The organism is Mycobacteroides salmoniphilum (genome assembly GCF_004924335.1).
Lineage (GTDB): Bacteria > Actinomycetota > Actinomycetes > Mycobacteriales > Mycobacteriaceae > Mycobacterium > Mycobacterium salmoniphilum.
Window position 1 is genome coordinate 1490687 of the sequence record NZ_CP024633.1, and the last position, 20018, is coordinate 1510704.

General features: G+C 65.3%; 22 protein-coding genes. 15 read left to right on the forward strand and 7 right to left on the reverse strand.

Going from position 1 to position 20018, the window contains the following annotated elements; all coding sequences use genetic code 11:
* The first annotated feature begins 100 nt into the window (after window positions 1–100).
* The 4 genes from DSM43276_RS07405 (at window position 101) to DSM43276_RS07420 (ending at window position 2770) form a co-directional block, all read left to right on the forward strand.
* Window positions 101–739, forward strand: a complete 639-nt coding sequence (locus tag DSM43276_RS07405) for a hypothetical protein (RefSeq protein ID WP_136629003.1) — start codon at window positions 101–103, stop codon at window positions 737–739.
* 34 nt (window positions 740–773) lie between these two features.
* On the forward strand, window positions 774–1394 hold the full coding sequence (locus tag DSM43276_RS07410) for a hypothetical protein (protein WP_136629004.1): 621 nt from the start codon (window positions 774–776) through the stop codon (window positions 1392–1394).
* Window positions 1395–1563: 169 nt separating this feature from the next.
* Window positions 1564–2157: a hypothetical protein gene (locus DSM43276_RS07415; protein ID WP_078325610.1), complete on the forward strand. Its 594-nt coding sequence runs from the start codon at window positions 1564–1566 to the stop codon at window positions 2155–2157.
* Between the two features lie 106 nt (window positions 2158–2263).
* A complete protein-coding gene (locus tag DSM43276_RS07420; RefSeq protein ID WP_234802986.1) occupies window positions 2264–2770 on the forward strand; it encodes a hypothetical protein in 507 nt (168 codons plus the stop codon).
* Window positions 2771–2772: 2 nt separating this feature from the next.
* Here DSM43276_RS07420 and DSM43276_RS07425 read toward each other — a convergent pair whose 3' ends face one another.
* Entirely contained in the window at window positions 2773–3639 is an 867-nt protein-coding gene (locus DSM43276_RS07425) for a ribokinase (RefSeq protein WP_078328940.1), read from the reverse strand.
* Window positions 3640–3695: 56 nt separating this feature from the next.
* Between DSM43276_RS07425 and DSM43276_RS07430 the strand changes: the two genes are divergently transcribed.
* From DSM43276_RS07430 to DSM43276_RS07475, 10 genes are all read left to right on the forward strand, one after another.
* Window positions 3696–5000, forward strand: a complete 1305-nt coding sequence (locus DSM43276_RS07430; protein ID WP_078328941.1) for a glutamate-5-semialdehyde dehydrogenase — start codon at window positions 3696–3698, stop codon at window positions 4998–5000.
* Window positions 5001–5070: 70 nt separating this feature from the next.
* Entirely contained in the window at window positions 5071–5919 is an 849-nt protein-coding gene (locus DSM43276_RS07435; RefSeq protein ID WP_078325457.1) for an AAA family ATPase, read from the forward strand.
* A complete protein-coding gene (locus DSM43276_RS07440; protein WP_078328942.1) occupies window positions 5919–7346 on the forward strand; it encodes a vWA domain-containing protein in 1428 nt (475 codons plus the stop codon). Before DSM43276_RS07435 ends, DSM43276_RS07440 begins: the two co-directional genes overlap by 1 nt.
* A 32-nt stretch (window positions 7347–7378) precedes the next feature.
* Window positions 7379–8038 (forward strand): nicotinate-nucleotide adenylyltransferase, encoded by a 660-nt coding sequence (gene nadD, locus DSM43276_RS07445; protein ID WP_167668334.1) that lies wholly within the window; start codon window positions 7379–7381, stop codon window positions 8036–8038.
* Window positions 8035–8436, forward strand: coding sequence for a ribosome silencing factor (rsfS, locus tag DSM43276_RS07450; protein WP_078328943.1), 402 nt, complete (start codon window positions 8035–8037; stop codon window positions 8434–8436). Before nadD ends, rsfS begins: the two co-directional genes overlap by 4 nt.
* Complete coding sequence (gene gpgP / locus DSM43276_RS07455; protein ID WP_078328944.1) at window positions 8433–9098, forward strand: glucosyl-3-phosphoglycerate phosphatase; 666 nt, start codon at window positions 8433–8435, stop codon at window positions 9096–9098. The genes rsfS and gpgP overlap by 4 nt, the downstream gene beginning before the upstream one ends.
* The gene (gene octT, locus DSM43276_RS07460) at window positions 9085–9828 is read left to right on the forward strand and encodes a diglucosylglycerate octanoyltransferase (protein WP_078328945.1); all 744 of its coding nucleotides are present in this window, start codon (window positions 9085–9087) and stop codon (window positions 9826–9828) included. The genes gpgP and octT overlap by 14 nt, the downstream gene beginning before the upstream one ends.
* A 3-nt stretch (window positions 9829–9831) precedes the next feature.
* Complete coding sequence (locus DSM43276_RS07465) at window positions 9832–10668, forward strand: DegV family protein (protein ID WP_078325462.1); 837 nt, start codon at window positions 9832–9834, stop codon at window positions 10666–10668.
* A 96-nt stretch (window positions 10669–10764) separates the two neighbouring features.
* Entirely contained in the window at window positions 10765–11565 is an 801-nt protein-coding gene (locus DSM43276_RS07470) for a ComEA family DNA-binding protein (protein WP_078328946.1), read from the forward strand.
* Window positions 11562–13097, forward strand: coding sequence for a ComEC/Rec2 family competence protein (locus DSM43276_RS07475; RefSeq protein ID WP_412458642.1), 1536 nt, complete (start codon window positions 11562–11564; stop codon window positions 13095–13097). The genes DSM43276_RS07470 and DSM43276_RS07475 overlap by 4 nt, the downstream gene beginning before the upstream one ends.
* 44 nt (window positions 13098–13141) lie before the next feature.
* Here DSM43276_RS07475 and DSM43276_RS07480 read toward each other — a convergent pair whose 3' ends face one another.
* The 5 genes from DSM43276_RS07480 to DSM43276_RS07500 form a co-directional block, all read right to left on the reverse strand.
* Window positions 13142–14557: an FAD-dependent oxidoreductase gene (locus DSM43276_RS07480; protein ID WP_078328947.1), complete on the reverse strand. Its 1416-nt coding sequence runs from the start codon at window positions 14555–14557 to the stop codon at window positions 13142–13144.
* Window positions 14558–14642: 85 nt separating this feature from the next.
* The gene (locus DSM43276_RS07485; RefSeq protein WP_078328948.1) at window positions 14643–15968 is read right to left on the reverse strand and encodes a hypothetical protein; all 1326 of its coding nucleotides are present in this window, start codon (window positions 15966–15968) and stop codon (window positions 14643–14645) included.
* Window positions 15965–16330, reverse strand: a complete 366-nt coding sequence (locus DSM43276_RS07490; RefSeq protein ID WP_078328970.1) for a hypothetical protein — start codon at window positions 16328–16330, stop codon at window positions 15965–15967. Before DSM43276_RS07490 ends, DSM43276_RS07485 begins: the two co-directional genes overlap by 4 nt.
* Before the next feature lie 18 nt (window positions 16331–16348).
* Complete coding sequence (locus DSM43276_RS07495) at window positions 16349–16507, reverse strand: hypothetical protein (protein WP_109555992.1); 159 nt, start codon at window positions 16505–16507, stop codon at window positions 16349–16351.
* The gene (locus DSM43276_RS07500; protein WP_078328949.1) at window positions 16504–18357 is read right to left on the reverse strand and encodes a hypothetical protein; all 1854 of its coding nucleotides are present in this window, start codon (window positions 18355–18357) and stop codon (window positions 16504–16506) included. Before DSM43276_RS07500 ends, DSM43276_RS07495 begins: the two co-directional genes overlap by 4 nt.
* 153 nt (window positions 18358–18510) lie before the next feature.
* On the opposite strand from DSM43276_RS07500, the gene holA reads away from it, so the two are divergent.
* Window positions 18511–19461, forward strand: a complete 951-nt coding sequence (gene holA / locus DSM43276_RS07505; RefSeq protein ID WP_078328950.1) for a DNA polymerase III subunit delta — start codon at window positions 18511–18513, stop codon at window positions 19459–19461.
* Between the two features lie 73 nt (window positions 19462–19534).
* Here the strand turns inward: holA and rpsT are convergent, their stop codons facing one another.
* Window positions 19535–19795, reverse strand: coding sequence for a 30S ribosomal protein S20 (gene rpsT, locus DSM43276_RS07510; protein WP_078325465.1), 261 nt, complete (start codon window positions 19793–19795; stop codon window positions 19535–19537).
* Window positions 19796–20018 lie beyond the last annotated feature (223 nt).

The window sequence follows — 20018 nt, forward strand, 5'->3', positions numbered from 1 at the left end:
GGCGCCTGATAGAAATTGACAGCTGGTTCACAGCTTGGGGTAGGTCCCCCAATTTCGACGCGGCGTGTGCTGTGCGCTGGTCAGGCACGGAGGGGTACCGATGGCAGGGCGGTTGACCGGGGTCATGAGTGCGGTGGTGATTGCGCTGGGCGCGGTGACATCGTCCGCCGTCGCCGCAGCGACATCGACCGACGAAAGCCAGATCCGGCAGGTGGTTGCCGCCGAGCTGACCGCACTGCGGGCGCTCGATCCCACTGCCTACGCCCAGAACTTCTGTGCCGAGTACCGCGATGCGTACCAGGCGTGGGTGCAGCGGAACATCACGCCGCCGCCCGTCGAGGATCTTGAGGGGGCCAATCCGAAGAGACTGACTTCGGTGCTGCGCAAGAACTTCCCCACAGTGTCGGATGCCGCGATCCAGGCTTTCGTCGATGCTGCCACCGAAGGTGATCGGGAGGCGTATCACCAGGCGTGGCGCGGGATTCTGCGGGAAGAGTTCTCCCACTACTCATATCGGGTGCGGCAGGTGCACGTCACCGGCGACCAGGCCGAGGTGACGGTCCAGGCCACACTGGGCAAGGCATCGGGCACCGTCCCATGGCAGTTCCTTCGCGAGAGCGGCGACTGGACGGACTGCACGGCTCCACCGGTCACACCCGATTCCGCGGCACCCTCCCTAAAGGGTGAAGCGTCCCAGGGACTTCTCGGTGAGATCGGCGATGTGCGTGCAGCGGGATAGTGACGGGAAACAACTGGATCGAAGGAGAATGACCATGTCAAAAAATGTCTTCGCTTGGTTGGCAACGCTTTTCGTGGCCATCGGGCTGGTTGCGCAGACTGCTGTCGCAAGCGCCACCGCGGCAGATGAGGCCGAGATCCGGGATGTCACCGCTGGACGGCTGTCGGCGCTGCAGGCTGTGGACGCGGTGCAATACGCGTCGTTCTTCTGCGGCAACGTTCGGGACAAGATCGAATCGGATTGGGGGCAATCGTTCTCCCCACCCGAGGTCAGCCGTTTGGAGGGCGCGAACCTGAAGAAGCTGCGCGCGAAGGTTCGCGAGGTGTTTCCCCTGGCGTCACACGCAGCCGTTGAGGACTTCGTGACCGCGGTGGACAACCAAGACCAGCAGGCATTGTCGTCGGCGTGGCACCGGTTCTGGGTGGAGACTTTCGCGCACCTGACCTTCAAGGTCACCAAGGTGACGGTGAACGGCGATACGGCCAACGCGACCATCGCGTTCCGCAATACCGGCGGGCGTGGCAACGAGCCGAGGAAGTTCGTGCGCGAGGACGGGGCCTGGAAGGACTGCACACCCGAAGCCACGCAAACCGAAACAGCGATCGGCAACGATGAGCCGCTGCTGGAGGCCCTCACCGGCGCCGAGGGCTCATAGATTTCGGGGCTGATCGCGGCGTCACGAGCGCGATCTCCGCACGCCCGTTGGCTGGTAGGTTTGCTCGGTCAGGGTGCACGAGCTGATCTGGACTGATAGAAATTAGCTCGGAGACGAGTGGTCAATACGAGCGAGGGTTGTCATGGTTTGCCGGAGATGGGCCGGAGTGGTGCTGCTGGGGGCGCTGCTGTTCGGTGGGGTGGGTTGCACGCAAACCGTGGCGGGGGACGGTCAGCCGAATGCTGAGGCGCTCGCCACGACGCGCGACGAGAATCAGATCAAGGCCCTGATCGAGAAGCAGAACACGTACACCTCGAGCTTTGACTTCGCGAAGCTGGCCGAGACCAAGTGCGCCAAGTACCGGGATGCCACCGCACAGAGCGGACCGCCCATCCCGCCGATGAGCGAAATCGCGCCGCCCGAGATCGCCACGGTGCCTGGCGCCGGGGATGCGTTGCGTGGGTTGCTGGCTCAAAAGTTCCCCACGGTGCCGCAAGATGTCATCAATGCGGTGGTCGACAGTCTTGTCGCGCAGGACGAGCAGGCGTACCAGACGGCGATGCGCAATCTGCTGAAATCGCTCATCACCGTCAAGGTCACCGATGTCCAGAACATCGAAATCAAGGGTGACCAGGCCACCGCGGATATCACGATCACCACCACGTCGGGAAACAAGACGCCCTCTGAGGAGAAGCAGACCGTCAAGTACGTCAAGGAAGACGGAAAGTGGCTGGACTGCGCGCCGCCGACTGGCGGGTCCTAGCCCGAACGTAACGGACCCGGTGTCCTGCGGCGATACCGTGATGAAGTACTGCCAACCAGGGGAGGGAACCGTGAAGCGAACGCTTGTAGTCATCGCGGCGGTTGCCATGCTGGCCACGCTCGGGGCCCCCGCCGCGGGTGCGGCGCCCAACCGCGACGCGGTGTCAGAACATGTCCGGGCCTGGGAAAAGGCATACAACGACGTCGACACCAACAAAATCGGCGACCTGACCTGCGATAAGTATCGCGACCGCGAAATGGCGAACAACGAGTCGCGGATCCCGACGTGGGACGATTTCACCAAGACCAAGGATCTGTACGCCAAGTTTCCCAAGTTCGCTCAAGAAACTCTCGATCAGCTACTCGACGCCGCCAAACGCAAGGACGCCGCCGCTTTCCGGCAGGCGTCGGTGCAGGTAGTGCGCGAGAACGCGCATCTGACGGTGACCAACATCGACAAGGTCAATGTCATCGAGGCCAAGAACGCGACGGCGACGGTGACCACGTCGTTGGTGTGGGGTAACGACTCGCCCAAGACCACCACGTCCGATTGGTACCTGACCTACGAACGCGACGCCTGGCGGTACTGCAACCCGGTGCTGACCGTCCGCTGATTTCAGGCCCCCTTGAGCGATAGCTCGATCCTGGCCGCCGACGGAGCACAGTTCCCGGCGCCGGTGCGCAGTGTGGCGAGCGCGCCGGCCACATTCGCCCGGCGCAGGGCGGTCTCGGCTCCGTGGGGCCACCACGCCGCCAGCACACCGGCGAACACGTCACCGGCACCGGTGGTGTCGATTGGCCGCACCGGATACGACGGAACCGTGATCTCGCCTTGAGGGCTGCGGTAACGCGATCCCTCGTCGCCCAGTGTGGTCACCAGGTGCCGCGACGGGTACAGCCAGGATCTCGCCTCGGTCTCGTTGACGACGACCACGCTCGCGCGAAAGGCCAGCTCCGCCAGATCGGGTGAGCGCTCGGGTATCGGGGAAGCATTGAGTATGAATTGCTTACCGGCGGCGGCGGCCCACCGCGCCGCCGTCAGAGCGATCGGAACCGGGATCTCCAATTGACACAGCAACACGTCGTGCGAACAGATGATGTCTTTGTGCACCTTCTCGTCCAAAGTGAAGGCACTGTTGGCCCCGGGGGCCACCACGATGGAGTTCTCGCCGGAATCCTCCACGGTGATGGCGGCCATTCCGCTGGGGCCGTCCACCTCGACCAGCCCGTCGATACCAATGTTGTTATCTGCCAAGTGAGATCGCAGCATGGGTGCGGCGCCGTCGGACCCCACCGCTCCGATGAACTGGACCGAGGCGCCGGCACGCGCTGCGGCGACGGCCTGATTGGCGCCCTTGCCTCCGGGAGCGGGCAGGGCCGATGTCGCCAGCACCGTCGCACCTGGCGTGGGCAGCTCCTCCACCCGCAACGTCAGATCCATGTTGACGCTGCCGAGGACACATACTGTGGCTAACTCGGTCACCCGCCTAGGCTAGTCCTGGCGCAGCTACATTTCGGGCACCCGGATACCCTGACACGATGAGCGTTTCAACCAACGAGTTGGCCGCACCCACGGCGGACGTCTCCGGTGTCGCCGCGGATCTGCGCGCGGACGTTCATGATGCCGCCCGGCGGGCGCGGGTCGCTGCCCGCGATCTGGCCCGGCTGACCGCGGACACGAAGAACATCGCGCTTCGTGCGGCGGCCGATGCGATTGTCGCCGCCACCGATTCGGTCATCACCGCCAACGCCGATGACCTGCAGCGAGCTCGGGACGCCGGTATCGGGGTGGCCATGCTCGATCGACTCGCTCTGGACGAGCGCCGGATCGCCGGTATCGCCGACGGGCTACGCCAGGTCGCTGGTCTGCCGGACCCCGTCGGCGAGGTACTGCGTGGCTCCACCCGGCCCAACGGACTGCGGCTGCGTCAGATCAGGGTGCCGCTCGGGGTGGTCGGCATGGTGTACGAGGGGCGACCGAACGTCACGGTCGATGCTTTCGGATTGACTCTTAAGTCGGGCAACGCGGTGCTGCTGCGCGGCAGCTCTTCGGCCGCAACCTCCAACACCGAACTCGTGCGGGTGCTGCGTGAATCGCTGGTCGCCAGCGGGCTGCCCGCCGATGCCGTGCAACTGCTCGACAGCCAGGACCGGGTGACGGTGACCCATCTCATCCAGGCGCGCGGCCTGGTCGACGTCGTGATTCCGCGCGGCGGGGCCGGTCTCATCGACGCCGTGGTCCGCGACGCGCAGGTGCCCACCATTGAAACCGGGGTCGGCAATTGCCATGTGTACGTGCATGCCGATGCCGACCTCGAGCTGGCCGAGCGGATCCTGTTGAACTCCAAGACACGTCGCCCGAGCGTGTGCAATGCCGCGGAGACGCTCCTCATAGACCGTGATATCGCGGAGGTCGCGGTGCCGCGACTGATCGGCGCGCTGCAGGCCGCCGGGGTCACCGTGCACGGCGATCTGACAGTGCCGGGCGTCGTTCCGCTGACCGAGGCGGACTTCGGCACCGAATACCTATCGTTGGATATCGCGGCCGCAGTCGTCGACGACCTCGACGCCGCGGTTCGCCACATCGAGCAGTACTCCAGTGGACACACCGATGCCATCGTTACCGCGAATCTCGGTGCGGCCCAGGAATTCACCGATCGTGTCGACAGCGCGGCCGTGATGGTCAACGCCTCCACCGCGTTCACCGACGGCGAGCAGTTCGGCTTCGGCGCGGAAATCGGCATCTCGACACAGAAGCTGCACGCCCGCGGCCCCATGGGGCTGCCCGAACTGACCACAACCAAGTGGATCGTCTTCGGAGACGGTCAGATCCGTCCCGCCTAACACCTGGAGCACCGTGTCTGACTCTCTTCGCGCAAGCGGCTCATCGCAGGACCGAACCGAGACCGCGCCGATGTTCACGAGCATCGACGACGTCATCGCCCGGCTGGCCGAGACCGGATACCTCGCGGACACCGCCACGGCGACGGCGGTATTTCTTGCCGACCGGCTGGGCAAGCCGCTCCTGGTGGAAGGGCCCGCGGGCGTCGGTAAGACCGAATTGGCCAGGGCGGTGGCGCAAACCACGGGCTCAGGCCTGGTGCGTCTGCAGTGCTATGAAGGCGTCGACGAGGCACGCGCACTCTACGAGTGGAACCACGCCAAGCAGATCTTGCGTATCCAGGCCGGGTCGGGCAACTGGGACGAGACCAAGACCGATGTTTTCGCCGAGGAATTCCTGCTGTCGCGGCCACTGCTCACCGCGATCCGCCGCGAGGAACCCACGGTTCTGCTCATCGACGAGACCGATAAGGCCGATATCGAGATCGAGGGCCTGCTGCTGGAGGTGCTCAGTGATTTCGCGGTCACCGTCCCCGAGTTGGGCACCATCCAGGCCACCCGCAAGCCGTTCGTTCTCCTGACCTCCAACGCCACCCGTGAGCTCTCCGAGGCGCTCAAGCGCCGCTGCCTGTTCCTGCACATCGATTTCCCCGATGCCGAGCTGGAACGACGCATTCTGCTCAAACGGGTGCCGGAGCTGCCTGCCGCGCTCGCGGAGGAGCTGGTGCGCATCATCGGAGTGCTGCGCAACATGCAGCTCAAGAAGGTTCCCTCGGTGGCCGAGACCATCGACTGGGGGCGCACCATTCTGGCGCTCGGCCTGGACACCCTTGACGACGCCGTCATCGCCTCGACGCTCGGCGTGATTCTCAAACATCACTCTGACCAGCAGCGGGCCGCGGGAGAGCTGAGGCTGAACTAATGCCCGCGCGTAAGCCTCCCAAGCCGTCGCTGCCCCTGGCGCCGCACGGTCTGCCGGGTCATCTGGTGGGTTTCGTGGAAGCGCTACGCGAACAAGGCATCTCGGTGGGTCCATCGGAGACGGTGGACGCGGGCCGAGTGATGATGGTGCTGGGACTGCAGAGCCGCACCGAACTCCGTGAAGGTCTGGCCTGCGCGGTTTTGCGCCGCGCCGATCATCGGCCCACCTTCGATGTGCTGTTCGACCTATGGTTCCCGCCCGCGCTGGGCGCTCGTTTCGTCGATGATTCCGACGAATCGGCGGCCCTTGATATCGACGATATCGAGCAGGTGCGTGAGCAGCTGATCGACCTGCTGGCCTCCGACGCCGGCGACCTGCCACTGAATTCGTTGATCGCTCAGATCGTGGAGGCGTACGGGAAGTACAACTCCACCCGCGGAACCTCCTACTCGGCCTACCAGGCCATGAAATCGCTGTCTCTGGACCAAATTGAGGCCAAACTGCTGATGGGCCTGCTCGGCAGTGGCGACTCCGATTCCCCAGCGTCACCAACGGACCAGGCCGTCGCGAAAGCTATTGCCAAACAGCGCATCTCGAAGGTGCGCCAGCTGGTCGAGGCAGAGACAAAACGCCGCACCGCCGAGCAGCTGGGGCGGGAACGAGTGACCGCGTACGGGGTGCCGCAATTGGCCGAGAATGTGGAGTTCCTGCGCGCTTCGGGGGAGCAGCTGCGCAACATGCGCCAGGTGGTGCACCCGTTGGCGCGGATGTTGGCCAGCCGTCTGGCCGCCCGGCGCCGCCGGGCCCACACCGGTCAGATTGATCTGCGCCGCACACTGCGCAAGTCCATGTCCACCGGCGGCGTGCCCATCGACGTTGTGCAGAAGAAGCCCCGTCCGGCCCGCCCCGAACTGGTGGTGCTCTGCGATGTGTCGGGATCGGTGGCCGGGTTCTCGCATTTCACGCTGCTGCTGGTGCATGCACTGCGTCAGCAGTTCTCGCGGGTGCGTGTCTTCGCGTTCATCGACACCACCGACGAGGTGACCCACCTGTTCACGCCCGACACCGACCTGGCCGAGGCCATCGTGCGGATCACCCGGGAGGCAGAGGTGTTCACCGGCGACGGACACAGCGACTACGGGCACGCCTTCAAGACGTTTATCGAGAAGTTCCCGACGGTTCTTTCCCCGCGCAGTGCGCTGCTCATCCTGGGTGACGGACGCACCAACTACCGCAATCCTGCCGTCGAGGTGCTCTCCTCGATGGTGTCCTCCAGCCGCCACGCTCACTGGCTCAATCCCGAACCCAAGAACCACTGGGGAACCGGTGATTCGGCCGCCACGCGGTACCAGGACGCCATCACCATGCACGAATGCCGATCGGCCAAGCAGCTGGCCACCGTGATCGACAACCTGCTGCCCGTCTAGCGCCGGTCAGCACTCCAGTAAGCTGGCAATTCGTGCAATCTGTCCCCGACGCTCTTCGCGCAAGCGGCTCATCGCCGCGCCGCCGACTTGGCGTGATGGGCGGGACGTTCGACCCCATCCATCACGGTCACTTGGTTGCCGCCAGCGAGGTCGCCGACCGGTTTGAACTCGACGAGGTCGTCTTCGTGCCGACGGGAGAGCCGTGGCAGAAGCAGGGGCGCAAGGTCAGCGCCGCCGAGCATCGGTATCTGATGACCGTCATCGCGACCGCATCAAATCCGCGGTTCACCGTCAGCCGGGCCGATATCGACCGTGGCGGCGCGACCTACACCGTCGATACCCTCATCGACCTCCGAGACGCGCATCCCGACGCGGACCTGTACTTCATCACCGGCGCAGACGCGCTGGCATCGATCCTGTCGTGGGAGAACTGGGAGCAGCTGTTCACCTTGGCCAAGTTCATAGGGGTCAGCCGACCCGGATACGAACTGAGTTCCGATCACATCGCCCATGCCGAGCTGCCTCCCGACGGGCTCTCGCTCGTCGAAGTGCCCGCGCTCGCCATCTCGTCGACCGACTGCCGGATTCGGGCAGGCCAGGCACGGCCGATTTGGTACCTGGTACCGGACGGGGTCGTGCAGTACGTCGCTAAACATCAGCTTTACAGTCAGAACCGAGGGGACGCCGCATGACCGCTACCACAGATGCCGTCGAGCTTGCGACGCTGGCCGCACAGGCCGCCGCAGCCAAGCTCGCCACCGATGTCGTCGTTATCGACGTCTCCGAACAGCTGGTCATCACCGACTGTTTCGTGATCGCCTCGGCCTCTAATGAGCGTCAGGTGAACGCGATCGTCGACGAGGTGGAAGAGCAGCTGCGCCGGCGCGGTCAGAAGCCGGTGCGCCGCGAAGGCGGCCGCGAGGGCCGCTGGACGCTCCTGGACTATGTGGATGTGGTTGTACACGTCCAGCATGAGGACGAGCGTAATTACTATGCGCTGGAACGGCTTTGGCGTGACTGCCCGACCATCCCCGTGGATCTGGACGCGTTGCCGGCCGAGGCCCCGGCCGAGACGGAGGACGGCGCATGATCCGTCGGTTGGTGCTGCTGCGGCATGGGCAGACGACCTTCAACGCCGACAGCCGGATGCAGGGACAGCTGGACACCGGGCTGTCCGATCTGGGCCGGGCGCAGGCGGTCGCGGCCGCCGAGGTGCTGGCCAAGCGGCTGCCACTGGCGATCGTGTCCTCGGATCTGCAGCGGGCGTATGACACCGCGACGGCGCTGGCGGATCGCTGCCATGTCGAGGTGTCGGTCGATGAGCGGCTGCGGGAAACACATCTGGGCGATTGGCAGGGGTTGACCCACCACGAGGTCGACGCTATTGCCCCAGGTGCCCGCGCCGAGTGGCGCGATGATGCGACGTTGGCGCCGCACGGCGGAGAGAGCCGCATCGATGTCGCCAATCGCAGTCTGCCCCTCGTCGCCGAACTCGTTGACTCGGTGACGGAATGGGGAACCGACGAGCGCGATCACCCGGTGGTCCTTGTTGCCCATGGCGGTCTGATCGCCGCGCTGACCGCCGCACTGCTGCGGCTGGATGTCAGCAACTGGCCGGTGCTCGGCGGGATGGGCAATGCGAGCTGGGTCCAGCTGGGCGGACATTCGGCGGACGGCGCCGGATTCGACGGCATCCGGTGGCGCCTGGATGTCTGGAACGCCTCGGCACAGGTGACCAATGACGTCCTCTGAGGGAGGCTCAGAGCGTAAGAAGCTGCTGATCTTTGCCGACTCGTTGTCCTACTACGGACCAACCGGGGGTCTGCCCGCCGACGATCCCAGGATCTGGCCCAATATCGTTGGGCAGCATCTCGGTTGGGATGTCGAACTGATCGCCCGAATTGGCTGGACCTGCCGGGACGTGTGGTGGGCGGCGATCCAGGACCCGCGGGCATGGGCAGCGGTACCGCACGCCGGGGCCGTCATCTTCGCGACAAGTGGGATGGATTCACTGCCGTCGCCCCTTCCGACGGCCTTGCGGGAGTCGATCAGGCTGATTCGTCCGCCGAGACTGCGCAGCTGGATCCGCGACGGGTACGGTTGGTTGCAGCCCCGGCTTTCACCCATTGCGCGAGTGGCGCTGCCCCCCACGCTCACCGTGGAATACCTTGAAAAGACTCGCGGGGCACTGGATTTCAACCGTCCCGGGCTGCCCATGATCGCCTCATTGCCGTCGGTGCACATCGCCGAGTCGTATGGCCGCGTGCACTCGGGCCGGGAGGCCACCGCGTCCGCCATCCAGAGCTGGGCATCGGAACACAAGATGCCGGTGGTTGACCTGAAGGAAGCCGTCGGCGAGGAGATCTTCGCGGGCCGGGGGAATCCGGACGGAATCCACTGGAACTTTGTTGCGCATGAGCGCGTTGCCGAATTGATGATCAACGCACTGCGGACCGTGCTGCCCGAGCTCGGGGTTCGGTGACCCATGCCGGTTGTGGTGGTGACAGATTCAGGGGCGCGACTGCAACCGCAAGACGCCGAGATGCTGGGTATCCGGCTAGTGCCGTTGCATGTCTTGACCGGCGATCTGGACCTGCGTGACGGCGTGGATCCCATCCCCGCCTCGGTGTACGAGAAGGGTCGTGCCACTACTGCGGGCGCGTCGCCGGCCGAGCTGACCGAGGTGTATCGGCAGGCCCTGATCGACAGCGGCGGCGATGGCGTGGTCGCAGTCCATCTGTCCGGCAGATTGTCGAGCACGTTCGAAGCCGCCGAACAGGCGGCCCGTGAGTACGGCGATCGGCTGCATGTCGTTGATTCACGGTCGGCCGCGATGGGTAGCGGTTTCGTCGCGCTGGCCGCGGCCCGGGCCGCGGCCGCCGGTGCCGACCTGAATGCGGCGTACCAGGCTGCGCGGGATGCGGTGGGGCGCAGTCGATGTGTCATGGTGGTGCACAAATTGGATCACCTGAGGCGCAGCGGACGTATCAGTGCCACCTCGTCCTGGCTCGGCACCGCGCTGGCCCTCAAGCCGGTGCTGCAGATCGACGATGACGGAAAGCTGGTTCTCGCGCAGCGTGTCCGCACCGCCACCAAGGCGATCGGGGCGATGGTCGACAACATCGTCGACTTCGTGGGGGAGCGTCGCGTCTCGGTGACAATCCACCACGTGGACAACACCGAAACCGCCGAGAAGGTCAACGAGCTGGTGTGCTCGCGGCTGAATACCGCTCATGATCCGGTGATCTCGGAGATGGGGCCGGTGCTGGCAGTGCACGTGGGTCCTGGTGCTGTCGGGGTATGCGCCGAACCCGTGGAGTGAGGTAGGGGCGTTCGGAGTTCTCCACAGCCTTGGTATTGATCCACAGATCCCCCTTCGCCTCTGGCCGGATGGTCTGGCGCTTTCTAGCGTCGGGATATGGAACCCGAGCTGCTGCACCGACGCCTTGCGCCGCCCGGGCGCGCGGCTGACGACGATGACGACGACGTCGATGTCGCGGGGGCGGCCGGTGTAGAGCCGGATTCTGCGTTGCGTTGGCTCCCGGATTCACTGACGCCGGGCAGTGCGCGGGGGTGGCTCGAGTCCGTCCGCACCGACCCCGGTCGTGCCGGGATGGTCGCTCTGGGTGCCATTGGCATGCTGGCAGTACTGGTCACCATCTTCACCGTGATGCGTCAGCCGCCACCCCCAGTGAGTGCACATCTTCCTCCGGTGCAACCGGTTTCCTCGAGCTCGGTGTCTGCGCCGAGTTCCCTGGTCATCAGTGTGGCCGGCCTGGTGAAGCGACCGGGCCTGGTCACGTTGTCCAGCGGTGCGCGAGTCGCCGATGCGGTGACAGCGGCTGGGGGTGCGGTCGACGGCGCCGATGTGGTGACGCTCAACATGGCTCGGCCGGTTGTCGACGGTGATCAGATAGTGGTTGGCCTGGCTCCGGCGCCCGGACAGCCGGTAGGGATGACGAGCTCGATTATCGCCGCCGGGCAGCCACCTTCCGCGAGTGGCGGCTCCAGGGGGCCGGTACCGCCGGGGCGGATAAACCTCAACACGGCAACCGAATCCGAGCTGGATACGCTGCCCGGTGTGGGGCCGGTCATGGCGGCGTCGATTGTGCGGTGGCGCTCTGAACATGGCAAGTTCACCAGCATCGATCAGCTCTCGGAGGTCGACGGGTTCGGTCCCGCGCGGCTGGACAAGCTGCGCGCCCTTGTCGTGTTGTGACTCACGCCTATTTCGTGAATGCGGTCCGCGCCGATGAGTCTCTTCTGGATCTGCGGCTGGTACCTCCCGCGCTTGCCGCCTGGGCCGCTACCGCCGCGGGAATCCTGTGGCCCATAGGCTATTTCCTGGCCGCGGTGTTGGCCCTCGGAGCACTGGGCGTGCACCTGTTTCGTCGCCGGCTGAGCAAGGCCTTCGTCACCGCGGCGCTCGTCGTCCTCATCGCCGGTGTTGGATTTTCGGTTGCCGCGACGATGCGACGCGACGGGGTGCAGAGTCATCCCTTGCGCTCCCGCGTGGGACACGTTGTTGCGGTGCAGCTGCGGGTCACGGATGACCCGCGATCGATCAGCGGAGGGCGCGCGATGGCACGCGCCGACCTTGTCGCGATGGGCGATCCCGCACAGCCGAGTGCCGGCTCGGTCGTCGTCTTCGGGTCATCGTCGCTACTGGGCGCCGTCGCGGTCGGCGACACCCTCCAGCTGCGCGCGGTGGTCACCCGTTCCGCGCGGCATGATCTGACCGTCGTCACGCTCGCCGCCGTAGGAGAACCCACGGTCATCGGCCACTCGCCAATTCATGGTGCCGCCAATAGCATTCGTGATCGATTTGTCGAGGTCGCGCGAAGTGCGCTGCCTGCCGACCAAGCCGCGCTGCTGCCGGCACTGGTGTTGGGGGATACCAGCGCGCTCGATGAGGGCACCATCGCGATGTTTCGAACATCGGGACTTACCCACTTGATGGCGGTGTCGGGGGCCAACGTGTCCATCGTGTGTGGGGCCGTATTGTTGCTGGGGCGATTGATCGGCCTACGGGCCTCGGTGATGTTGGCGGGGCTCGTTCTGATCGGTTTCGTCATCCTCGTCAGGCCCTCACCGAGCGTGTTGAGAGCGGCGGCGATGGGTGCGATCGGGCTACTTGGTGTGCTGACAGCGCGGCGTCGGCAGGCAGTACCGGCCTTGGCGGCAACGGCTTTGGTGCTGCTCGCCATATCACCGGGTCTTGCCGTGGACATCGGGTTTGCGTTGTCGGTGGTCGCCACGGCGGCCCTGGTGGTGTTGGCGCCGCGCTGGTCGGTGCGCCTGACCGCCCGGGGCTGGCCCAAACCATTGGCCGATGCGCTATGCATCGCGGTGGCGGCGCAGGTGGTCACCGCGCCGCTGATCGCCGCGATCTCCGGAAGCGTCAGCCTGGCATCTGTGGCCGCGAACATGGTCGCGGGCGTCGTCATCGCGCCCATCACCATCCTGGGTACGGCGGCCGCGGGGCTTGCCGTGATCTCACCGCAGACCGCAGGTCTGCTGGTGCGGTTCTGTGGCCCGGAACTGTGGTGGCTGCTGCGCGTCGCCGACTATGCCGGCGCGGGTGGATCGACAGCGATTTCGGTGCCCTCGGGTGCGATCGGCTTCGTGATTGTGGCGGTCGCGCTGGGATTTTCGCTGTGGCTATGGCGCCGGTGGTGGTTCCGCGCAGTGGTCTGGTTCGCGGCGCTGTGTGTACTCGCGTTGGTTATCTCGGCGAGGCTGGTGAGCTGATGGGGGATCTCTGCATCCTGTCGCTCGCAGCCGGGCACCACGAGCTACGTCCCGGAAACGGCGAACTGGCGCTGAGGTACTTGATCGGGTACGTCGTGCCGCCGCCGGCCGTGGCGCAGCACCCGCAGCAGGAATGCAGGCCGTCGCATCAGCGATGGGGAGTCGTGCAGGTGGCTGACGCGCAGGATCGTTTCGGTGATGCGAATGTCCTCACGCGCGGCGGACATCATCGTGAGCGCCCACCACGCCAACAGCCTCCAGGCGATGCGTTGTGTGACAGAGGCATTCGCGGGTGTTCCGGTTAACAGGGGAGCGGCCATTTTGTTCTGTTGCCACACCGCGTTGATGCGTCGGCCGACGGCCCCGAAGTACCGATGGGCGAGTTCGGCGTCGCCCGCGATAAGGCAGTCGCGCAAAGTCACCGCCTCGACAAGGGCCATCGTCATCCCTTGTCCCTTGATGGGATCCAGGCTGCAGATCGCGTCTCCGATCACCAGCAGACCCTCGGGGAACTGCTGAATCTGGTCATAGCGTCGCCACACGGCTTCGCGGTATCGGTAGGTGTGCACGTCGCCAATCGGTACTGCCGACCGGACGGTGTCCAAGAGCTCGGTGGGTACGAATTGTTCGGCGAAGGAGATCATTTCGGCGAAGGTGGTGGGCGGTTCGTCCTGATTGAATGTGCCCAGGGTCATCATCACGGTGCCGTTCTCGCAGCGTGCGATTGCTCCACCGTGGGGGTGTTCTGGTGCCGGGTTGAAGAAGGTCAGCTTGTCCAGGTCGACATCATCGGGAACGTGCAGCAGCTGACTGGCGTAGGTGACGGGCGATGTCATGCGGACCTCGGCAGGCCTTTCACACCCGAGGCGATCCAAAAAGGTCTGAGTCCGCGGAGTCCGCCCGGTGGCGTCAACCACCAGGTCCGCGATGAGCGTCGTGACCAGCCCCGTGGATCGTCGCGCTACCCGAACGCCCGTGACGCGATGCTCCTCGGTCATGGGCTCGATGACATCGTGTCCGTCGAGGAATCTGACATTGTCGATCAGTCGAACATTTTGTCGTACATGTGATTCCAGGAAGGGCCGGGTCGTGAGGTACAGCTTGAAGGTTCCTGGGTCACTGAACTTCTCTGATCGGTTGAACATCTCATGTGGCCCGATCAGCATCCTGACGCGGGAGAGGTCACCCTCATCGCACACGGTGGCCCCATCGGCCCGGAGCTCTGCGAGAATTCCGGGGAAGAGTTGTTCCAGCGCCTCGGTGCCCGAGCTCATGAACATGTGGATGTGCTGACCCTGCCGCACGCCGGTGCGCGCGGTGGCGTCCGCTCCCAATTCGTCGCGCTCGACCACGGTGACCGATGCGTAAGACTCCGACAGCACCCTGGCTGCCAGTAGTCCGGCCATCCCGGCCCCCAGGACTACTGCGTGATCTCTGTGTTCCCGCGCTTCAGGTGTCATCGCCGATCCTTTCGTCTCGATGCACCCTACTCTTACTACTCTCTTAATTTCTTAGAAAAGCCTTAGATTTGAGGCGGCGGAGTCGTCATCCGCCGAAGAGCAGATACAGCCCGGTGAAGGTGTAACCGACCATCACCAGCATCATCGCCAGCTGCCCGGTCACCTGGTGTCTCCTGGGCAAAACCCGCAGGGCCCGGTCGTGCGCGGCCATCACGCCCGCGATGTGCCCGGCCAGCACGAAACCCACCTTGAGCGTCGCGAGCACCGCGGGGTGCATCGACAGGAGATACGAGACGTCGACACCGGAGAACCATCCCCGCCCGAGGGGATCGGCGAGCCGCAGCAGGGTCTGCTGGCCGCGCTCCACGAGATAGGTCAGATAGTGAGCGAACACATAACCGATGACGATCGGGATCAGCGAGTGCGCGAGCAGGCCCGGCAGCGCGCGCCGAGTGGCAGCGGTGACGCCGCCGGTCGCGCGCGCGGCCAGGCAGAAGGTGCCGGCGACCGTGGCCACGAAGACCGTCAGCCCGACGGTTCGGACCGCGATGGCCGCGACCGTCGAGTCACCGGCAAGTTCGTCGACGAACGCGCGCCAGCCGGGCATGGCCGAGAAGCTGTCGAACGCGGTCGAACCCAGCAGGACCGCGAGCACCGCCACGATGCCCGGCCGAATCGGCAGTGACGGCAGATGATCGAACGGATTGCCGACCGCGAGGCGGCCGTCAGCGTTGCGCCGTACGGGTGACAGCCGTGAGGCCACCATGCTGTACACCTCGAACGGATCGGCCCGTCCGGACCAGCGCGTGCCACATGCCAGCGTGCCCGCGAGTGTGATCACCAGATACGCCAATAGCCAGATCTTCACCGCACGAAGCGATCCGGGGTCCGCACTGGCCAGTTCCAACCAGACGAACAGATAGAGCCCGGCGGCCGCGGGCCAATATCCCCACCGCCGTGGGTATTCGGCGGGCGGAGGCCGTCGCGAGAAGGCGAGTAATCGGTATATGGCGCGCACGGGAGACAGCAGCCGCCATACCGGCCCGAACAGCAGCGACAACGCGACCACCCCGACCCACAGCAGTACGTAGAAGACGCCCGGCAGTGGGTTCCTGCCGTCTTGGGGGCCGAACACAGCGGCCACGGTGATCCACGCGGTCGCCAGGAGTACCAGTGCGGTAGCGGCCCAACGCGCGGCCGGACCGTCGGCGACGGCCGTGATCCAGGCCGGCAGTGGTCGCCCGGGCCGGTCCGCGTCGAACCGGGGCTTCTTCCAGGCCAGCGCAACCACGGCGAAGGTGAACGTCAACGCCCACGCCGCGCCGATCAGTGCGTAGGTATAGGGGATCGGAAGATCGGACGAACCGCCCAGGCCGTGGGCGAGTATGGCCGTCGACCGGCCGGCGGTCACGGCTGTACGGAGATCGTGGCGATCGTCTTCTTGAGCTTGTGGAGCTCGACATCCACTTTCCCGGGCACGGTGACGCTGAACTGGAACGTCTGGCCGCTCTTCGGTTCGATCTCGAAGCTGTGATCGGGCGTGGAGTGAACGTGCAACTCGTCGGCGGTATCGCTGTCCACGCGGATCACGATGGGTTCGGAGACCCGTGCGTGCAGGGTGGCGTTGCTCGGTGTGACGACCCCGCTCTTGATGGTGACATCGATGGTCAGCGCAGGTGACGGTGCGCTGGACCCGGTGGCGGGGGTGTCTCTCGATGTTGCGCACCCGGCGCAGATCAGCACTGCGGCGGTGATCGCGCTCAGGGCTCTCATCGTCATCTTTGATTCCTCCTAGTCGCGGTGTTCTTCTTCGCCGACGGGATCGTCCTCGTCGTCGTGACGTCGATCGCGCATGGCCACCCAGATGACTACGCCCGCCACCACGATCGCGGGCGCGAATGCGGGCAATGCCAACAGCAGTGAGTGATCGGCCAGATATTCGACGGTCATGGGCCGTGCGACACCGGCTCCTTGGGATCCGGGGTCGGCAATGTGTCACGGGCACTGCGTGTTTCGGTGCCGTTGATGCGTCCGGCGCCCCAACTCAGTGCCGCGATGAGCACCAGGGTGCAGAACAGCACCACCAGCGACGCCACGTTGAACAGCCAGGAAGGATGGTTCTGGTTGCGCTCGCGCTGCAGGATGGTCAGCTCCTGGGTGAACGGTCGAGTGCTGGAGGTCAGCGCGGGCGTCTCCGGTGCGCCGATGCCGGGATCGGCGGGCAAGAAGATCGGCACGCCGGTCATCGTGGTGCCGTCCTGCACGCGCAGCAGCGTCTTCCAGGAGCCGGACACCGGGATGGGCTGAGTCGAACGGTAGTGGCCCGCACTGACCTTCTGCAGCCTGTCGATCGACAGCCCGCGGTGATTGGCCAAGCCGCCCTGCCAGGACAGGATCGTCACCCACTCGGGATCGTCACTGATGAGGTCGCGCGGATTGATCACCACGTCCGCCGACACCATGCGCTTGCCACCGTCGTTGGATAGCTCGCTCAATGTGATTGTCGCCGTGGCATGTTCAGGAACCTCGGTGCGCAGGCCATTGGCCACCGCGCCACCGATGATCAGCACCGTGATGACGACCGCGGTGATGCTCAGTGCGGGTCTGGGCAGCTGCCGCCCGGTGAGCACCATGCCCAGCAGCGCGCCGCAGACGCCCATGGCGATCGCGACGGGCACCGCCATCGCGAGGGCCTCCGGCCACATGCTCACCGGCCACGGGTACCGGTAGACCGCGCCGATCCAGAGCGACTCCAGCCACAGCCCGGCGGTACCTACGCCCAGGCCCGCGATGGCGCCGAAGAGTATGGGGCGTTTGATCAATGGAGTCAGTGCGATGAGTTCGACGACCAAAGCGGGCCCGAGATACAGCGCGAACCAACTCGTCGGCCCGCCGAGAATCGGGCCGACGAGCACCGAGACGGCTCCGCGCAGCGCGAGGGCGAGCAGGGCGCCGATGATGGCTGCGCCGCGACCCATGACCATGCGCGCGGCCACGGCGGCGAAGGCTCCGGCCGCGGCGATCATCATCGGCTGCTGCACCAACCGGAACTGCTCGACGCCGAAGTCGTACTCGATCTGAAACACCGACAGGCCGATGAACAACCCGCCGAAGGACATGTAGCGCAAAAACCTCACGAAACTGGTGTCATCGGCTGTGTTGAAGCCGATGGCCCGCCTGCCCTCGTATTCAAGGATCAGTACGGAGACCAACGACAGCCCGGCACCGCCGATCAGCATCAGGTGGGTGGGGCCCCAGAGCGTGACGTCCTGGCCGAAGATGCGGTGCCAGATGTCGTCCAGCGGGAACCCGATCAACGCATACAGGCCGCACATCGCCATCAGCAGACCACCGACCGGCGCGTACCAGGTGCGGGTGATGCGCACCGCCGCCGAACCCGGCCTGTCATAGGGCAGAACGATCGCCAGCGTGCCCGCGATGAACAGCAGGAACAACCCGAACAGGATGAAGTAGTGCGCGGGATTGGCCAGCGGGCCAGCGTCGCGGCCCTTGCCGATGTGCAGGCTGACATCCCAGATGAAACCGAACAGTGCGGCAACGATCGTCGAGACGAAGAGGCAGATCTGAAGCGCCACCCAGGGTGGGCGATTGAACTTGTCACCCACCCGGTCTGCGAGGTTCTGTAGCCAGGTGATGCGTCGCTGCCGGTGCAGGTATCCGATCCAGAGCAGGCCACCGGAGACGATTGTGGCTGCCACCGACATGCCGATCACCTGGTCCAACGCAGCGCCGCCGCCTTCGTCGGCAGCAGCGATGATGTGCAGAGACTCCGTTGTCATTGGCCGGCCATCCTGTCCGCTGAGTGGGGGAGCGACGGTGCTACTCGTCGGTAATGTTTCCAGAGTTCTCCGGCTTAAACAGGGGTACGTACTAATCGCTTACCCGCTCGATGGTGGAAACTCGCTGTCGCTGCGGCATGGCACGATCGTCGGGTGACCGAAGCGCTGCACCTGATCCTGGGCGATGAAGAACTACTGGTCGAGCGTGCGGTGACGTCGGTGCTCCACGCGGTTCGTGGCAAGACGGGTACCGATATCCCCGTCAACCGGTTGCGGGCAGGGCAGGTCGATGTGGCAGAGCTGGCCGAGCTGCTGAGCCCCTCGCTGTTCTCCGACGAAAGAGTCATCGTTGTCGAGGCCGCCGCCGAAGCGGGCAAGGACTCCGTTGCCCTCATCGAGCAGGCGGCCTCCGATCTGCCGCCGGGGACCTTTCTGCTTGTCCAACATTCGGGTGGTGGCCGCGCGAAGGCGCTGGCCACCACATTGCAGAATCTCGGCGCCGCGGTGCACAACTGCGCACGGATCGCCAAGGCCGCCGAGCGCGCCGACTTCGTGCACAAGGAGTTCCGCCGCCTGGGCCAGAAGGTGGACGCCGATGTGGTCGCCATCGTGATCGACGCCGTCGGCTCCGACATTCGGGAACTGGCGGCAGCGTGTTCGCAGTTGGTATCGGACACCGACGGCAACGTCGACGAGGCCGCGGTGCGCCGCTATCACTCCGGACGTGCGGAGGTGTCCGGATTCGACATCGCCGACAAGGCGGTGGTGGGTGATGTTGCCGGCTCGACGGAGGCGCTGCGCTGGGCGATGCAGCGGGGCGTCCCGCATGTGTTGTTGGCCGATGCGCTCGCCGAGGCGGTGCACACCATCGCACGGGTGGGGCCCATCAAGCAGAACGCGTACGCGGCAGCATCCGAGCTCGGGATGCCGCCGTGGCGCATCGAAAAGGCGCAGAAACAGGCGCGCCGGTGGTCGCGTGACGCGGTGGCCGAGGCTATCCGGATAGTGGCCGCACTCAACGCCGATGTGAAGGGGGCGGCGGCCGATGCCGACTATGCCCTGGAATCGGCGGTGCGCAAGGTGGCCGAATTGGTGAACACCTAACTCGCCACAGCTACGTCGAGACGCGAAAAACGCCGAGCACGCATGCGCGCTCGGCGTTGATCGGAAGACTAGATCAGAGCTTGTTCAGAGCCAGGGCCAGCGCCGACTTCTTGTTGGCGGCCTGGTTCTTGTGGATGACACCCTTGGTGACGGCCTTGTCCAGCTTGCGGCTGGTCGCGACGAGCAGTTCGCCCGCCTTGTCCTTGTCACCTTCGGCGACGGCATCGCGGAAACCGCGGACTGCCGTACGCAAAGACGACTTGGTCGCCTGGTTGCGCAACCGGGCACGCTCGTTGGTCCGGATGCGCTTTTCCTGCGACTTGATATTGGCCACGCGTCTAAATCCTTCGGTAAATATCGTCTGGTAGGGCGGCGGGCCTCCAGATCATTGGATCCAGGGCAGCTGAGCAGCGCCGCAAGGGAAGAGACTACCAGGGGTGCGGCCGAAACCTGAAACCGGCGGGTGAGCCAACAACGTGAGATTGCGTCCAGGTAGCCAGCAAGTATCGGCGATACGCGCGCACGCACTGCCGAATCCGGCGAGTTGGTGCAGCATA

Bases quoted from the DNA above. Each gene is read 5' to 3' on its own strand.
- DSM43276_RS07405 (WP_136629003.1), top strand. From the start codon at position 101: ATGGCAGGGCGGTTGACCGGGGTCATGAGTGCGGTGGTGATTGCGCTG.
- DSM43276_RS07410 (WP_136629004.1), top strand. From the start codon at position 774: ATGTCAAAAAATGTCTTCGCTTGGTTGGCAACGCTTTTCGTGGCCATC.
- DSM43276_RS07420 (WP_234802986.1), top strand. From the start codon at position 2,264: ATGCTGGCCACGCTCGGGGCCCCCGCCGCGGGTGCGGCGCCCAACCGC.
- DSM43276_RS07430 (WP_078328941.1), top strand. From the start codon at position 3,696: ATGAGCGTTTCAACCAACGAGTTGGCCGCACCCACGGCGGACGTCTCC.
- DSM43276_RS07435 (WP_078325457.1), top strand. From the start codon at position 5,071: ATGTTCACGAGCATCGACGACGTCATCGCCCGGCTGGCCGAGACCGGA.
- DSM43276_RS07440 (WP_078328942.1), top strand. From the start codon at position 5,919: ATGCCCGCGCGTAAGCCTCCCAAGCCGTCGCTGCCCCTGGCGCCGCAC.
- rsfS (WP_078328943.1), top strand. From the start codon at position 8,035: ATGACCGCTACCACAGATGCCGTCGAGCTTGCGACGCTGGCCGCACAG.
- gpgP (WP_078328944.1), top strand. From the start codon at position 8,433: ATGATCCGTCGGTTGGTGCTGCTGCGGCATGGGCAGACGACCTTCAAC.
- octT (WP_078328945.1), top strand. From the start codon at position 9,085: ATGACGTCCTCTGAGGGAGGCTCAGAGCGTAAGAAGCTGCTGATCTTT.
- DSM43276_RS07465 (WP_078325462.1), top strand. From the start codon at position 9,832: ATGCCGGTTGTGGTGGTGACAGATTCAGGGGCGCGACTGCAACCGCAA.
- DSM43276_RS07470 (WP_078328946.1), top strand. From the start codon at position 10,765: ATGGAACCCGAGCTGCTGCACCGACGCCTTGCGCCGCCCGGGCGCGCG.
- DSM43276_RS07480 (WP_078328947.1), bottom strand. From the start codon at position 14,557: ATGACACCTGAAGCGCGGGAACACAGAGATCACGCAGTAGTCCTGGGG.
- DSM43276_RS07490 (WP_078328970.1), bottom strand. From the start codon at position 16,330: ATGAGAGCCCTGAGCGCGATCACCGCCGCAGTGCTGATCTGCGCCGGG.
- DSM43276_RS07495 (WP_109555992.1), bottom strand. From the start codon at position 16,507: ATGACCGTCGAATATCTGGCCGATCACTCACTGCTGTTGGCATTGCCC.
- DSM43276_RS07500 (WP_078328949.1), bottom strand. From the start codon at position 18,357: ATGACAACGGAGTCTCTGCACATCATCGCTGCTGCCGACGAAGGCGGC.